Origin of the sequence: Sphaerisporangium aureirubrum (assembly GCF_042658925.1) — a bacterium.
In the GTDB taxonomy this organism is placed as follows: Bacteria; Actinomycetota; Actinomycetes; order Streptosporangiales; family Streptosporangiaceae; genus Sphaerisporangium; species Sphaerisporangium aureirubrum.
The window spans coordinates 154,538-169,450 of sequence record NZ_JBHSRF010000009.1; the positions used below are offsets into that span (position 1 = coordinate 154,538).

Genomic DNA, 14,913 nt, shown 5'->3' on the forward strand with positions numbered 1-14,913 from the left:
AAAGGTGCCGCGTTTCCAGGCGCCAGAAGGCGGCGGCATAAGATGGGCAACCAGGTGGGAGGAGGCGTCGCGTGGACAGCCTGCACGGTGAGGCGTTGCTGGGGCCGCTGCTACTGGCCAGGGGCGGGGTCGACAGATCCGCGGTCCACCGCAACGACGAGGCCTGGCTGAAGACCGCCTGGGCCGACCCCGCCACCCGCGTGCTGCTGATCGGCGACGGCCACACCCTGGTGCGCCGGCTGAACGGCACCGCCGAGCTCGTCTTCCTGTCCCCCCACCAGACCCCGCCCGGCGAGCGCTACCTGCTCGGGGTCGATTCCGACGGCATCGCCTACTTCGCGGTCGCGGTGACCGCCCCGCTGCCCACCGGCGTCCAGCTGCCCCGGGGCACCGAGGTCGCCGGGGCCGTCCAGGACGTCCCCGACTGGGCGGACATCGCCGCCGAGGGCCTGCGCAAGGCCGGCGCGGTGCTGGGGGACCGGGACGCCGGGCTGCTCGTCAACGCCGTCGCCCTGGAGGCGTGGCACTCGGCGCACGAGCACTGCCCCCGGTGCGGCGCCGGCACCACCATCGTCGCGGGCGGCCACACGCGCGTCTGCCCCGTGGACGGCAGCCAGCACTTCCCCCGGGTGGACCCCGCCGTGATCATGCTGGTCCACGACGGCGACGACCGCTGCCTGCTCGCCCGCGGCCCGCAGTGGCCGGAGGGGCGGTTCTCGGTGCTCGCGGGCTTCGTCGAGCCGGGCGAGTCGCTGGAGCAGGCCGTCGCCCGCGAGGTGCTGGAAGAGGTCGGCATCACCGTCACGGCCCCGCGCTACCTCGGCAGCCAGCCGTGGCCGTTCCCCCGCAGCCTGATGCTGGGGTTCTTCGCCCGCGCCACCACCACCGACCTCATCCCCGACACCGAAGAGATCGTCGAGGCCCGCTGGCTGACCCGCACCGAACTCGGCGCCGCCGTCGAGAACGGCGAGATCCGGCTCCCGCCGGGTGTCTCGATCGCCCGCCGCCTCATCGAGACGTGGTACGGCTCCTACCTTCCCGGGGACTGGTGATTCCCGGACGGCGGGCGAACGCCGGACGCGTCAGACGGCGGCGAGCCGGGCCTTGAGCTGAATGACGGAGGGGTTGGTCAACGCGCTGCCGTCGGGCAGGACGACGGTCGGCACCACCTGGTTGCCGCCGTTGACGCTCATCACGAACCGGGCGGCGTCGTCGTCCGCCTCGATGTCGATCTCGTCGTAGGCGATGCCTTCCCTGGTGAGCTGGCTCTTCAGTCGCTTACAGGGGCCGCACCAACTGGTGGTGTACACCTTGAGGGCCATGAGATGACCTGTTCCCTTCCCACTGAGCACCATCGGCATCAGCCTGCAACATCCCGGTCCGTGCCGGTTGTTCCCGGCCCGTCCGCGCGGGGTCAGCGGATTTCGACCTTGCGCAGGGAGGGCAGGGCGTGGGCCGTCCGCTTCTTCTGCGCCGTCCGGACGGGGAGGGCCACCTTGCCGGCCACCCACTCCTGCACGGCCTCGGCCACGCCGGGCTCGCGGTACAGCGGCGAGCTGTGGAAATACCCCGGCACCACCCGGATGTTCATCGCCACGCCCACCTGGTTGAGCTGCTCCTTCAGCAGCTCGCTGTGGTACGCCGGGACGAACTCGTCGGAGGAGTGCACGCTCATCACCGGGGCGTCGTGCGGGCTGGCGTGCCAGGGCACCTCCATGCTCGACCACACCCGCGCGCAGGCGCCGGTCGGGCGGCAGCCGCCCGCGAGCGCGATGGCGGCCTGGCGCAGCTTGCGCTGGTCGGGGTCGGCGCCCTCGTCGCCGTCGGAGTACGCGGTGAGCGGCGAGACCACCGGCGAGATGCCGACCACCCCGCGCAGGCCGGGCACGCCGTCGCGGTAGGTGCCGACGGCGGTCGCGATGTGGCCGCCCGCGGAGAACCCGATGACGACGTACCGGTCGGGGTCGAAGGAGAAACGCGCGGCGTGCCTGCGCGCGGTGGCGATGGCGTCCAGCGCGTCGGTGCGCTGCGCGGGCCACGCGGCGTCCTGGGACAGCCGGTAGTTGATGTTGAAGACGGTGTATCCCAGCTCGGCGTACGACTGGCTGACCGCGGTCATGTACTTCTTGTCGCCGCCGCTCCACCAGCCGCCGTGCAGCAGGAACACCGCGGGGCGCCGGGCGCCGTCCGGCTGCCACCACACGTCCATGCGCTGGCGGCGGTGCTTGCCGTACGAGAAGGTCTGGATGACCGTGGAGGCCAGCACGTCCGGCTGGGGCAGCGAGCTCGGCGTCGGCGTGGGCGTCGGCGCGATCTGGGCCCCGGCGGGCGACGCGGTGGCCGGGATGAGGAGGGCGGCGGCCAGAGCGAGCGCTCCCAGGGTCACCGAACTTCTCACTTCGATCTTTCCTTCCCCGCAATCATGGCCCTCATTGTGGGGCAAAACGCCGTCGTTGTGCACGCCTGATGCCACGTGTGGCAGGCGCTACTGGAAGGATGATGGCACACCTGCCCCGATCGGATGCCAGGAGGCGACTTGGAGCGCGACGACGCCCTCGCGGATCTCGACCCGGAACAACGCCAGGTGGCCGAGGCCGTGCGCGGTCCGGTATGCGTTCTGGCAGGGGCCGGCACCGGGAAGACCAGGGCGATCACGCACCGTATCGCCCACGCCGTACGTACCGGAGCCGCGGACGCGCAGAGCGTGCTCGCTGTGACCTTCACCACACGCGCCGCCGGTGAGCTCAAGCAGCGCCTGCGGGTGCTCGGCGCGCACGGCGTCCAGGCGCGCACCTTCCACGCCGCCGCGCTGCGCCAGCTCACCTACTTCTGGCCCCGCGTCATCGGCGGCGACCCGCCCCGGGTGATCGAGTCCAAGCTGCCCGTGCTCATGGAGGCCGCCCGTACGCTGCGCCGCGGCTCCGACCGCGCGGAGCTGCGCGACGTCGCCGCCGAGATCGAATGGGCCAAGGTCACCCAGATCGCGCCCGAGGACTACCCCGCCGCCGCCGTGAAGGCCGGCCGCACCCCGCCGATCCCGCCCGACCAGGTCGCCCACCTGTTCGACGCGTACGAGACGCTGCGCCGCGAGCGCCACCTGGTCGACTTCGAGACCATCCTGGAGCTCACCGCCGCGGTCATGTCCGAGCACCGAGAGGTTGCCGCGCAGATCCGCCAGCAGTACCGCTACTTCGTCGTCGACGAGTACCAAGACGTCAACCCGCTGCAGAAGCTGCTGCTCGACACCTGGCTCGGCGGCCGGGACGACCTGTGCGTGGTCGGCGACCCCAACCAGACGATCTACTCGTTCAGCGGGGCCACACCGCGCTACCTCACCAACTTCGCCGTCGAACACCCCTCCGCCACGGTGATCAAGCTGGTGCGCGACTACCGCTCCACGCCGCAGGTGGTCGACCTCGCCAACCGCGTGCTCGCCCGCTCCCGCGGCCCGCACCGGCTGGAGCTGGTGGCCCAGCGCCCCGAGGGACCGAAGCCGGTGTTCGCCGAGTGCGACGACGAGGCGGCCGAGGCGGCGCTCGTGGCCCGGCGGGTCAAGGAGCTGATCTCGCGCGGCACGCCGAGCCGCGAGATCGCCGTGCTGTTCCGGGTGAACGCCCAGTCCGAGGCGTACGAGCAGGCGTTCGCCCAGGCCGGCGTGCCGTACCTCCTGCGCGGCGCCGAGCGGTTCTTCGAACGGCCCGAGGTGCGCCAGGCGGTGGTGCTGCTGCGCGGCGCCGCCCGCTCGGCCAACCAGGACCAGCCGCTGGCGCATACCGTGCACGACGTCCTCGGCGGCATCGGGTTCACCCCGGAGCCGCCCGGCGGCGGCACCGCGCGGGAGAAGTGGGAGTCGCTGCGGGCGCTCGCCGAGCTGGCCGAGGACATCGCGGCGGAGGGCGGCGACCTGTCCCGCTTCGTCGCCGAGCTGGAGCGCCGGGCCACCGAGCAGCACGCCCCGCCGATCGACGGCGTCACCCTGGCGTCGCTGCACGCCGCCAAGGGCCTGGAGTGGGACGCGGTCTTCCTGATCGGCCTCACCGAGGGCATGCTGCCGATCATCTACGCCGAGACCCCCGAGCAGGTCGAGGAGGAACGGCGCCTGCTGTACGTCGGCATCACCCGGGCCCGCGCGCACCTCCACCTGTCGTGGGCGCTCGCCCGCTCGCCCGGCGGCCGCAAGGCCCGGCGGCCGTCCCGGTTCCTGGACGGCCTCACCGGCGTCGCCCCCACCCGGGTGTCCGCGCCCCGCGAGCGGACCGCCGTCACGCCGCGGCAGTCCCCGGCGATCCACTGCCGGATCTGCGCCAAGACTCTCACCGCCGCCACCGAGCAGAAGCTCGGCCGCTGCGCCACCTGCCCGGCGGACTTCGACGTCGAGCTGCTCGGGCGGCTCAAGGACTGGCGTGCCACGGCCGCCAAGGAGGCCAAGGTGCCGGCCTATGTGGTCTTCACCGACGTCACCCTTCAGGCGATGGCCGAGCGCGTTCCCACCTCCGAGGACGACCTGCTCGCCATCGCGGGCATCGGGCGGGTCAAACTAGAGCGATACGGCGAAGCCGTGCTCAACATCTGCCGCGGAGGAGAAATTACGTGAACGAGGCGCTCAAGGAGGTCCTCGACCTACTCGACCTGGAGCAGATCGAGAACGACATCTTCCGGGGACGCAGCCCGGAGGAGCGCATCCAGAGAGTTTTCGGCGGGCAGGTGGCGGCGCAGGCACTGGTCGCCGCGGGCCGCACGCTCCCCGCCGACGACCGGTCGGTCCACTCCTTGCACGCCTACTTCATCCGCCCCGGCGACCCGGCCATCCCGATCGTCTACAACGTCGAGCGCGTCCGGGACGGGCGGTCCTTCACGACCCGGCGGGTGACCGCCATCCAGCACGGCAAGGCGATCTTCACCATGTCCGCGTCCTTCCACATCGCCGAGCAGGGCGTCACGCACCAGGCGGTCGTCATGCCGCAGGTGCCCGCGCCCGAGACGCTGCCGCTGTTCCAGGACCGCATGCGCGCGGCCGTCGGGGACAAGGAGCCGTGGCGCGAGTGGCTGTCGCGGCCCCGGCCGGTCGACTCGCGGTACGTCACGCCGCTCACCTGGGAGGCCGTCGCCGACCCCTCGCTGCGCAGCTCGGAGACGCAGGTGTGGTTCCGCTACGACGCCGACCTGCCGGACGACCCGATACTGCACGTCGTGCTGGCCGCCTACGCCTCGGACTACACGCTGGTGGACACCGTGCTGCTCGCCAACGGGCTGGCGTGGGGCGCCACCAACATGACCGGTGCCTCGCTCGACCACGCCATGTGGTTCCACCGCCCGCTGCGGGTCGACGACTGGGTGCTGTACGCCCAGGAGTCGCCGTGGTCAGGCGGCGCTCGCGGGCTCGCGCGGGGGCAGATGTTCACTCCGACTGGCGACCTCGCGGTATCGGTCGTGCAGGAGGTCATGATTCGTGTCTCGAATTCGTGAAATCGCAGGTAGAAAATCTGTTGCCGGGGTCCCCGGTCCACGTTTAGAGTCATGCTCAAGCCGGTCGGACGAGCCCTGTCCGACCTACCGTCAACATCCGAGAGGGAGGTGACCACAGTGGAGATCACGAAGCAGACCACCACGCCGTGGCTCGCCCTCTCGTGCGCTGACTCCGCTGTCGCCACCGGCATCCGGACCGTCATCGCCCCGGCCGATTGGCGGGGCACCGCCGGCATCACCGCCGGAGCCTCGGCCAAACTCCGCCAGGAGAAGACTGCCCTGATCCAGGCCCGCCTGGGTGAGGCCGCCTTCGGCCACCGCAGCACCACCATCGACATGGTCTTCGGCTACGCCGACGCCCTTGGGCGTCGTCCGGTCGTCGACCCGCAGACCACGAGCACCGCTAATGGCGTGGTGCAGGGTCCGCCACCCTGGAGGCATCCGGTCATAACCTGACCGGTTAATACCAGCCTTCAGGCCGCGGATCCGCACCGGGATCCGCGGCCTTTTTGATGTACCGCCGCTGATCACCGCCACGAGGTAACCACCAAGATCAAGTCCAGCATAGAAAGGTGACGCAGATGGCGGTTTGGACGACCATGGACCTGGTCGACGAAGCCGATATCCCGTGTCGTACCGATCCCGACCTGTGGTTCGCCGAGTCCCCTGACGACGTCGAGTTCGCGAAGGCCCTCTGCGGAGGGTGCCCCATCCAGAAGGCCTGCCTGGCGCGCGCGCTTGAGCGCGAGGAGCCCTGGGGTGTCTGGGGCGGCGAACTGGTCCTCCGGGGAGTCGTCGTCCCGAAGAAGCGCCCCCGCGGGCGTCCCCGTAAGACTCCTGTCGCGGCCTGACAAACACACCCGAAGCCACTTCCTGGCACCTCGAAAGGACCCGATTCCGATGAGTTTCCTGCCGACTTGGAACGTCGACACACCCTTTATGCATGAAGAACTGGTTCGAGACCGAATACGAACCCTCCACCGCGAGGCCGAGCACCAACGCCTCGTATCCGGCCTCCGCCGAGTAAACCGCGCCCGCAAGCAGGCAGAACGCGCCTCAACCCGCCTCCGCCACGCCATAGCCCGCCTGGTCTAACCCCCGGCAGCCACACCGGCCCATTCCCGACAACCCAAAGGCGGCCCCTCCCCGGGGGCCGCCTTTCCCCATCCCACCCGACACCCCACGGGGGAGAAACCCGGCATGGGTCGCCAGGGGTGGCTGACGTTAAGGGATCAACAACGTCAACCCCTTCTGCGGTTGGGGTGGATGGCCCCACCCGTTATCAATTCCCACCATGTCGAGCACAGCCCACCCGATTCCGGTGATATCCACCACCGCAAGCGGACGTCACCCCACGAGCGCAGGCACCCGCAAGGCCGTACAGCTCGGGCGCTCCGCCATGCTCGGGTGCCGTCATGGCCGCACGGCTCGGGCGCTCCGCCATGCTCGGGTGCCGTCATGGCCGCACGGCTCGGGCGCTCCGCCATGGCCGTACATCTCGGGCGCACGATCGGTTCGTCCAGGCGGTTCTCTTCTCCGGCGCCGCGACGGTGAGACGCGGTACGGCGAAATCGGCGCCGTCATACGGCGAGAAACCCACCATGGCTCACCAGGGACAGCCGACGTCAAGGGATCAACGACCTCAAACCCTTCTCCGGCCGGGGTGGATGACCCCACCCCTTGTCGATTCCCACCATGTCGAGCACAGCCCACCCGATTCCAGGGATATCCAGCACCGCAAGCGGACGTCACCCCGCGAGCGTGGGCGCCCGCAAAGCGATACAGCTCGTGCGCTCCGGCTGTGGCGGTATACCTGGTGCTCCTCTCCGGCGCCGCGACGGTGAGACGTGGTACGGCGAAATCGGCGCCGTCGTACGGTGAGAAACCCACCATGGCTCACCAGGGGGCTGACGTTAAGGGATCAACAACGTCAAACCCTTCTGCGGTTGGGGTGGATGGCCCCACCCGTTGTCGATTCCCACCATGTCGAGCACAGCCCACCCGATTCCGGGGATATCCACCACCGCACGCGGACGTCACCCGCGAGAGTGGGCGCGGGTGGGCACGAGCGTGGGCACGAGCGTGGGCACGAGCGCGGGCACGAGCGCGGGCACGAGGACGGGCGCGGGCACGAGGACGGGCGCGGGCACGAGGACGGGCGCGGGGACGGGCACGGGCGCGGGGACGGGCACGGGCGCGGGGACGGGCACGGGAGCGGGCACGGGCGCGGGAGCGGGAGCGGGGGCGGGCGCGGGAGCGGGGGCGGGCCGCACAACTCGGGCGCCCCTGCTATGGCCGTACAGTTCGGGTGCTCCAGCCGTGGCCGCTCACCTCGGGGCGCCCTTGCCATTGCCGCACAACCCGGGTGCTCCCGCCATGGCTGTACAGCTCGGGTGCCGTCATGGCCGGACGGCTCGGGTGCCGTCATGGCCGTCATGGCCGGACGGCTCGGGCGCACGATCGGTTCGTCCAGGCGGGTCTTCTCCGGCGCCGTGACGGTGAGGCGGGATATAGCGAAATCGGCGCCAGCGTACGGCGATAAACCCACTGCGAAGCCTCGCGGGGAAGGGGGGTGGGTGCCGTCGTGTTCCTTGGCGCGCGAGGGGGGCGGGTCAGGTGGTGGCTAGGGCGGGGGTGGGGTCTTCGGGGGGGTCGTCGGCGAAGCCGGGGACCCAGTGGATTATCTCGTCGCGGAAGCGGGCGGTGGTGCCCAACTGGCAGAGGACGCCGATGCCGGCGATGTGGACGCGGTTGATCAGGACGTAGGACGGGGGGAGGTTGAGCTGGCGTACGACGTTGGTGGGGCGGAGGTCGGTTACGGTGGCGGCTTGGCGTTGGAGCCACTCGCGGCTGAAGGTGAACTCTTCGACGCGGGTCGGTTCGACGTAGGGGGCCAGGAAGGCGCGCAGGGCTTCGGGGTCGACGTCTATGTGGGGGCGGATGAAGCCCTCGTCGCGTAGGCCTTGGATCACGGTGTCCATGTCGCCCTTGATGAAGATCCGGGTGAGGGTGCCGAACACCTCGGGGTAGCCGTCGGGCATGTGGTTGACCGCGCCGAAGTCGAGCACGCCGAGCCGTCCGTCCGGCAGGACGCGGAAGTTGCCGGGATGGGGGTCGGCGTGCAGCATCCCGGCGCGGGCGGGGGAGCTGAAAAGGAACCGCACGAACCGCAGGCCGGCTTGATCCCGTTCCTCTGTGGTGCCGGAGGTGATGATCTTCGACAGGGGGGTGCCGTCGATCCACTCGGTGACCAGGATCTGCTCGTTGGCCGCGATGACCTCCGGCACGCGGAAGTCGGGATCGTCGCGGTACGCCACGGCGAAACCGTGCTGGGCCTCCGCCTCCTTCAGGTAGTCGAGTTCCTCGGCGACCCGCTCGCGCAGCTCGCCGATCACGGCGTTGATGTCCAGGCCGGGCATCAGCATCCCGAAGAGCTTGCCGAGCCTGGCCAGCTGGTTGAAGTCCCCGAGCAGGGCCTTGCCCGCGCCGGGATACTGGATCTTCACGGCCACCTGGCGACCGTCGTGCCAGACGGCTTTGTGCACCTGCCCGATCGAGGCCGCGGCGGCGGGGGTGTCCTCGAACTCGAGGAAGTTCTCCCGCCAGTCGTCGCCGAGCTGCTCACCGAGCACCGCGTGCACGGTGGCGACGGGCAACGGCGGCGCCGCGTCCTGCAACTTGGTGAGCGCCGCGCGGTACGGCCCCACGATCTCCGGCGGCAGCGCCGCCTCGAAGATCGACAGAGCCTGCCCGACCTTCATCGCGCCGCCCTTCAGCTCCCCGAGGACCTTGAAGATCTGTTCGGACGTGCGCTGCTGTATCTCCTGGGCGACGATCTCGGCGGATTTCCCCCCGAGCCTCTTGCCCACTCCGAGGGCGGTGCGGCCGGCGAACCCGAGAGGGAGCGTCGCCAGCTTGGCGGAGCGCGTCACGGCATTTCGGGGGAACTCAGTCACGCGACCATTGTTAACGGATCCTCACGTTCCCGACTACACGCACAGCGCGGATGAGCAGCCCAGGAGCGCTTTTTCCACTGCCAGTCAGGGGTTACGTCCACTGTGCGGTTCGTCACAACGGGCTCCAGACCGTCGACATGGGCCAGCGCGTGCCCGGTCGCCTGCGCCGCGACCAGCGCCGCCAGCGTGGTGCCGCACGCGATCTCGCCCGCCGGATAGCCCCCGAGCCGGCGGCCGACGGTGGGCCACGTGGGGTCGCGGTCCCGCCGGATCAGCTCCAGGCAGCGCAGGCACGGCGTGCGGCCGGGCAGCACCAGCGGGCCCACCGACCCCACCCCCTCGCCCGCGCTCACCAGAAGGTGGGGGATGCCCTGCGACACCAGCTCCAGGGCGATCAGCGCGTCCAGCGGCCCCACCGGCGCCAGGATCACCAGGGCCGGCCGGGCCCCGCCGTCGGCGGGACGTGAGGCGGTGCGCCCGGTCCACGCGTTGACCCCGGGCGCGATCCGGCGCGCCGCGGCCGCCGCGCCCTCCTCCCGGGGCCGTCCGACGTCCGCGTACGTCAGCCCGCCGGGCACCACGTGCTCGTGCCGGGCGGGCTCGGGATCGACGACGCACAGATGCCCGATGCCCGAGGCGGCGAGCAGCACGGCGATCTGCGCGCCGACCCGCCCCGCGCCGTACACGCGGACCTGGGCCCGGCGCCGCCGGTCGAACGCGCTCAGCCCGCCGTCGCCAGCGTCGGCCCGCGACAACGAGAGATCGTCGAGATCGGGGCCGAGCCGCTCGCGCTCGGGGGGAGGCAGCCCGCGCAACGCGTCGGGCCGCACCGCCGCGTCGTCCAGCAGGCCACCGTCGGCGAGCAGCCGCACGACCTCGCGGACCGCCTGCTCGCCGAGGTCGCTGGCGGCGATCAGCTCGTCCAGCGTGCGGGTGCCGTCGAGGCTCTCCACGAATCCGCGCATCGGCGGTTCCAGGCCGGTGAGCACCACCGCGCGCAGCGGATGGACGCCGAGCTGCAGGTTGTGGTCGTCGCGGTCGACACGGCGCAGCGCGGGCTTGAGGCGGGGCCGCACCGGCTGTGGCCTGGTGGAAGGTCGCGTCTGGGTCATGTGCGCGAGCCTCGCACAGCCGCGCACGGCGCGGAGCGAGTCAGGTCCCGGCTGTGGATAACCTCCCCGCGGAAGCGCACCCCTGTGGACGACCCCGATCCCGCGCCCCGGCCGGGGTATGTGACGGCAAGCTCACCGGGCGATGTGTCGCAAGTTAGGGGTGTGGTTGCTGAACACCTGGCGAACACTGATTGACCAGCGAAAACGCGGACCACCCCCTGTGGAATCCGGGCGCTCTCGGCTACCGTGCTTATGTGCCCCCCGAGACAGTGGAGGTCCGTCGGAGTGCACGCCGACGGCGAACCGTATCCGCGTACCGCGATGGCGACAAGACCATCGTGCTTCTACCTGCCGGTTTGAGCAGCACGGACGAGGAACAATGGGTGCGCCGCATGCTCGACCGGCTCGCGGCCAAGGAGCAGCGCAGACGCCCGAGCGACGACGACCTTCTCGAACGCGCCAAAGACCTGTCGGCACGCTACCTCGGCGACGAGGCCCTGCCCACCAGCGTGCGCTGGGTCGACAACCAGCGGCACCGCTGGGGTTCGTGCACCCCCGACCACGGCACCATCAGGCTGTCCACCCGCCTGAAGGGCATGCCGTCCTGGGTGGTCGACTACGTCATCATGCACGAGCTGGTTCACCTGCTGGTACCGAGCCACGGCCCGCGCTTCTGGGCCCTGGTGGAGCGTTACCCGAAGGCCGAGCGCGCCCGCGGCTTCCTGGAGGGATACTCCATGGCCGCCAACGGCACCACGGACGAGTGCTGAGACTCGCGGCCGTCCTGGTCACGCCGGATCTGGGTGGTGGGGCACCACCCGGCGTCGACCCCGGTGAGTTCTCGCGTGCCCTCGCCGAGGACACCTACGAGATCGTCGCCGGCCTGGACCTGGTGGAACCCGTGATCGTCGGCGCCGGCGTCGAGGGCCTGCACGACATCGCCTGGCCGGGCACCCGCGTCGTCGAGCTGCCCCACGGGGCGACCCTGGCCGAGGTCTTCGCCGCGCTGCGCCCGTACGGGGAGCAGGCCGTGGTGATCAGCGGCGACGCCCCCGACCTGCCGCCCCTGCTCATCGGCAAGCTCTTCCGCGAACTCGGCCGCTCCGCACTCGCCGTCACCCCGGCCGAGGACGGCACCGCCGTCGCCGTCGCGGCCCACCTGCCCTACCCGGACTGGGCCACCGCCGGCCTGGACACCCCCGGCGTCGTCGCCCGCCTGCGCGCCGAGGCCCCAGGCCCCCGCATGGTCGCCACCGCCCCCGGCTGGCACCGCCTGCGCACCCCCGCCGACCTCGTCCGCCTGGACCCCGGCCTGGAGGGCTGGGACAACACCCGCGCCCTGCTCAGCGCCTGATCAGCCGGCGGGCGGGACGGACAACTCGGCGAGGACGGCGCGGTGGTCGGTGCCGGGGATGTCGTAGACGTTGTAATGCCGTACGGCGACGCGCTGGTCGGTGAGGACGTGGTCGATGGTGATCAGCGGCGGGACGCGCTTGTTGGCGGGCCACGTCGGGATGAGTCCCTTGCCGGTGATGTCACCGGCGTCGTGGTAGCCCCGGCCGACCAGGCGGCGCATCTCGGCGTGGTCCAGGCTCGCGTTGAAGTCGCCGGCCAGGACGCGGAACGGGCCGGAGGACGGCGCCGAGGGCAGCGCCCGGAGCCCGGCGGTCCACAGCACGGTCTGGCGGCCGAGCGGGGGCAGGGTGTGCACGTCGACGATCTGCAGGCGGGCGCCGCCGGGCGTGGTCAGCTCGGCCGCCGGCATGTTGTGCCCGATCACCTGGAACATCCCGTCCACCCGGGTGAGCGGATGGCTGGAGAAGATGCCACTGCCGGCCGCGCTCCACTCGTCCTCGAGGACGCGGTACGGCATCAGCTCCTTCAGTCCCGCCGCGTCCAGCTCCTGCACCGCCTCGGGCGTCAGCTCCTGGGTGCTCAGTACGTCGGGCCGGTGCCGTCGCACCAGGTCGACCAGCGCCTGGGTGTCGGCGTGCCCGAACAGCAGGTTGGAGGTGAGCACCGTGAACGGCTCCCCGCCCGCGGACGCCGGGGTGTCCCCGAACGCCCGGGGCAGCACGCTGACGCCGAGCGCCGCGGTCGTCGCCAGCGCCACGGCCGTCGCCGCCTTCCGGCGCGACAGCAACGACAACAGCACCGGCAGCAGCGAGCCCGCCGCGGCGTAGGGCGTCGCCGTGATGATCTGCGCCAGGAACGATCCACGTTCCAGCCCCGCGACCCGCGCGACGGCCCAGGCCGCGAACGGGGTCACCGCCAGCCAGGCGAGCGTGCCCGGCACGCGCACCTTCCGCCAGCGGAACGACGGCGGCGTCGTGATGACCCCGCCCACCGGTGTGTCGGTCGAAGTGTCCACCTGACTCCACGTGCCTAGGTCGTACGCCATCGACCCTATCCACCGCCTGATAGGGCGGGCGTGAGAAAACGCCCCTGACCGGGGTCGATCTTCCCGGACCGGACGACGGTATGCGCGGGTCAGCCGAGCAGGACGGCCCGGGCCCGCCGCGCCAGGCGGCGGGTGGCCTCGTCGGTGGGCTCGGGGATGTCGTCCACCGGCACCCACCGAAGCTCCAGCGACTCGTCGCTGCGTACGAACTCGGCCCCGGGGGGCGCCACCGCCCCGTACTCCACGTCGAGATGCCAGCTGTGCGGGGGATGGCACCACACCCGGTGCCGGTCCAGGGCGAGTGGCCCGGGCAGCAGCCGCAGCCCGGGGATGCCGGACTCCTCGGTGGCCTCGCGCAGCGCGGCCGAGGCCAGGGAGTCGTCGGACGGCTCGCAGTGGCCCCCCATCGGCAGCCACATGCGCGCCTTGGGGTGGTGGGTGAGCAGCACCAGGGCCCCGTCGTGCGACAACACCGCGGTGGTCGCCGTCAGGTGCCCCGGCGCGCACGACCGCCACATCGCGTCGTCGTACGCGGCCAGGTGGGTGAGGAACTCGGCCCGCAGCGCCTCCTCGGGCCCGGTCGGCGCGGTCCAGCCGGTCAGCGACGCCACCGCGTCCTCGCGCAACCGCATGTGACGCGGCGGGGCGGGGCGTGACGTCATCCGGCGCCGGGACCGTCGTCGCCGGGCTTCTTACCGTCCTCGGAGTCCTCGAACGCCGACATGTTCAGCCCCGGGTCACCGGTGTCCCCCTGGACGAACGCCTCGGGGTCGTCCAGGTCGGTGGCGTCGGGCATGAGGTCGGGGTGGGACCACACCGCGTCCCGCCCCTCGACGCCCCGGCCGGCCGCGAGGGCCTGCCACAGCGCCGCGGCCTCGCGCAGCCGCCGCGGGCGCAGCTCCAGGCCGACGAGCGTGGCGAAGGTGCGCTCCGCCGGGCCGCCGGTCGCGCGCCGCCGCCGTACGGTCTCCGACAGCGCGGCAGCGGACGGCAGCTTGCCGGAGGCCGCGGTGTCGGTGACCGTGCCGACCCAGCCTTCGACCAGCGCGAGCAGGGTCTCCAGCCGGGTCAGCGCGGCCTTCTGGCGCTCGCTCTCCTCGGGCTTGAGCAGCGCGCTGCCGCTCAGCGCCTCCTGGATCTGCTCCATGTTGTTGACGTCCAGGCCGCGGATCTGCTCCTCGAGCGCGGAGACGTCCACGGTGATCCCCTTGGCGTACTCTTCGACCGCGCCGAGCAGCTGCGACCGCAGCCACGGGACGTGCTGGAACAGCCGGTGGTGTGCGGCCTCCCGCAGCGCGAGGTACAGCCGGATCTCCTCGGACGGGATCTCCAGGCCGTGGCTGAACGCCGCGATGCCCGCGGGGAGCAGCGCGGCCGTGGGCGACAGCGGCAACCCGATGTCGGTGGAGCCGATCACCTCGGGGGCGAGCGCGCCGAGGGCCTGGCCGATCTGGCTGCCGACCATCATGCCGCCCATCTGGCGCATCATGCCGACCAGCGGCCCGAGCTGGGCCATCGCCGCGCCGCTCTCCCCGCCGAGCCCGCCGAGGGTGCCGCTCATGGTCTCGACCATGCGCTCGGCGATGGGGTCGCACAGCTGCTTCCAGACCGGGACGGTCTTTTCGATCCATTCCGAACGGCTCCACGCCTCCGGCGCGCTCAGCCCGCTCGGCAGCGCGGTGGCCTCGTTCAGCCACAGGTCGGCCAGGCGCAGGGCTTCGACGATCTGGCGTCGCTCACCCTCCATCACGCTCGGATCACCCTCGGCGACCACGGCGTGGCGCGCGATGTTCTTGGCCATGTCCCAGTTGACCGGTCCGGAGCCCTGAGGGGTCGAGAGCATGTCGGCGAACTGCCGCATGGCGGCCGCCATCTGCTCGGGATCCCCGAACATCGCGAACGGATTCTCGTTGGGGTCGTTTTCGCGACCTGGCAGGTCAGTCACCGCTCTACCTCGTGCAGGATGGAGGAGTCCACA

At 71.5% G+C, this 14,913-nt stretch carries 15 protein-coding genes; 7 read left to right on the top strand and 8 right to left on the bottom strand.

Translation table 11 applies throughout. The features are described 5' to 3' along the window. Window positions 1-71: 71 nt before the first annotated feature. Window positions 72-1,052, top strand: a complete 981-nt coding sequence (nudC, locus tag ACFP1K_RS09830) for an NAD(+) diphosphatase (RefSeq protein ID WP_380749375.1) — start codon at window positions 72-74, stop codon at window positions 1,050-1,052. 30 nt (window positions 1,053-1,082) lie between these two features. On the opposite strand, the gene ACFP1K_RS09835 is transcribed toward nudC, so the two are convergent. Further along, on the bottom strand, window positions 1,083-1,322 hold the full coding sequence (locus ACFP1K_RS09835) for a mycoredoxin (RefSeq protein ID WP_380749378.1): 240 nt from the start codon (window positions 1,320-1,322) through the stop codon (window positions 1,083-1,085). 92 nt (window positions 1,323-1,414) lie between these two features. Then, the gene (locus ACFP1K_RS09840) at window positions 1,415-2,398 is read right to left on the bottom strand and encodes an alpha/beta hydrolase (protein WP_380749381.1); all 984 of its coding nucleotides are present in this window, start codon (window positions 2,396-2,398) and stop codon (window positions 1,415-1,417) included. A gap of 138 nt (window positions 2,399-2,536) precedes the next feature. Between ACFP1K_RS09840 and ACFP1K_RS09845 the strand changes: the two genes are divergently transcribed. From ACFP1K_RS09845 to ACFP1K_RS09860, 4 genes are all read left to right on the top strand, one after another. Continuing rightward, window positions 2,537-4,594 (top strand): ATP-dependent DNA helicase UvrD2, encoded by a 2,058-nt coding sequence (locus ACFP1K_RS09845; RefSeq protein WP_380749384.1) that lies wholly within the window; start codon window positions 2,537-2,539, stop codon window positions 4,592-4,594. Next, a complete protein-coding gene (locus ACFP1K_RS09850; protein WP_380749387.1) occupies window positions 4,591-5,466 on the top strand; it encodes an acyl-CoA thioesterase in 876 nt (291 codons plus the stop codon). Before ACFP1K_RS09845 ends, ACFP1K_RS09850 begins: the two co-directional genes overlap by 4 nt. Window positions 5,467-5,583: 117 nt before the next feature. Further along, window positions 5,584-5,922: a hypothetical protein gene (locus ACFP1K_RS09855; protein WP_380749390.1), complete on the top strand. Its 339-nt coding sequence runs from the start codon at window positions 5,584-5,586 to the stop codon at window positions 5,920-5,922. Between the two features lie 125 nt (window positions 5,923-6,047). Next, window positions 6,048-6,317 (top strand): WhiB family transcriptional regulator, encoded by a 270-nt coding sequence (locus ACFP1K_RS09860; RefSeq protein ID WP_347637101.1) that lies wholly within the window; start codon window positions 6,048-6,050, stop codon window positions 6,315-6,317. Between the two features lie 1,185 nt (window positions 6,318-7,502). Here ACFP1K_RS09860 and ACFP1K_RS09865 read toward each other — a convergent pair. The 3 genes from ACFP1K_RS09865 to ACFP1K_RS09875 form a co-directional block, all read right to left on the bottom strand. Next, window positions 7,503-7,688, bottom strand: coding sequence for a hypothetical protein (locus ACFP1K_RS09865; RefSeq protein ID WP_380749394.1), 186 nt, complete (start codon window positions 7,686-7,688; stop codon window positions 7,503-7,505). Between the two features lie 390 nt (window positions 7,689-8,078). Next, the gene (locus ACFP1K_RS09870) at window positions 8,079-9,422 is read right to left on the bottom strand and encodes an ABC1 kinase family protein (RefSeq protein ID WP_380749397.1); all 1,344 of its coding nucleotides are present in this window, start codon (window positions 9,420-9,422) and stop codon (window positions 8,079-8,081) included. After that, the gene (locus ACFP1K_RS09875) at window positions 9,419-10,534 is read right to left on the bottom strand and encodes a ThiF family adenylyltransferase (RefSeq protein ID WP_380749400.1); all 1,116 of its coding nucleotides are present in this window, start codon (window positions 10,532-10,534) and stop codon (window positions 9,419-9,421) included. Before ACFP1K_RS09875 ends, ACFP1K_RS09870 begins: the two co-directional genes overlap by 4 nt. Before the next feature lie 254 nt (window positions 10,535-10,788). Between ACFP1K_RS09875 and ACFP1K_RS09880 the strand changes: the two genes are divergently transcribed. Continuing rightward, the gene (locus tag ACFP1K_RS09880) at window positions 10,789-11,304 is read left to right on the top strand and encodes a M48 metallopeptidase family protein (RefSeq protein ID WP_380749403.1); all 516 of its coding nucleotides are present in this window, start codon (window positions 10,789-10,791) and stop codon (window positions 11,302-11,304) included. Then, window positions 11,298-11,888 (top strand): hypothetical protein, encoded by a 591-nt coding sequence (locus ACFP1K_RS09885; protein WP_380749406.1) that lies wholly within the window; start codon window positions 11,298-11,300, stop codon window positions 11,886-11,888. Before ACFP1K_RS09880 ends, ACFP1K_RS09885 begins: the two co-directional genes overlap by 7 nt. Here the strand turns inward: ACFP1K_RS09885 and ACFP1K_RS09890 are convergent, their stop codons facing one another. From ACFP1K_RS09890 to ACFP1K_RS09900, 3 genes are all read right to left on the bottom strand, one after another. After that, complete coding sequence (locus ACFP1K_RS09890; RefSeq protein WP_380749409.1) at window positions 11,889-12,905, bottom strand: endonuclease/exonuclease/phosphatase family protein; 1,017 nt, start codon at window positions 12,903-12,905, stop codon at window positions 11,889-11,891. 119 nt (window positions 12,906-13,024) lie between these two features. After that, window positions 13,025-13,567 (bottom strand): NUDIX hydrolase, encoded by a 543-nt coding sequence (locus ACFP1K_RS09895; RefSeq protein ID WP_380749471.1) that lies wholly within the window; start codon window positions 13,565-13,567, stop codon window positions 13,025-13,027. Window positions 13,568-13,593: 26 nt separating this feature from the next. After that, window positions 13,594-14,880, bottom strand: a complete 1,287-nt coding sequence (locus tag ACFP1K_RS09900) for a zinc-dependent metalloprotease (RefSeq protein ID WP_380749412.1) — start codon at window positions 14,878-14,880, stop codon at window positions 13,594-13,596. Between the last annotated feature and the right edge of the window lie 33 nt (window positions 14,881-14,913).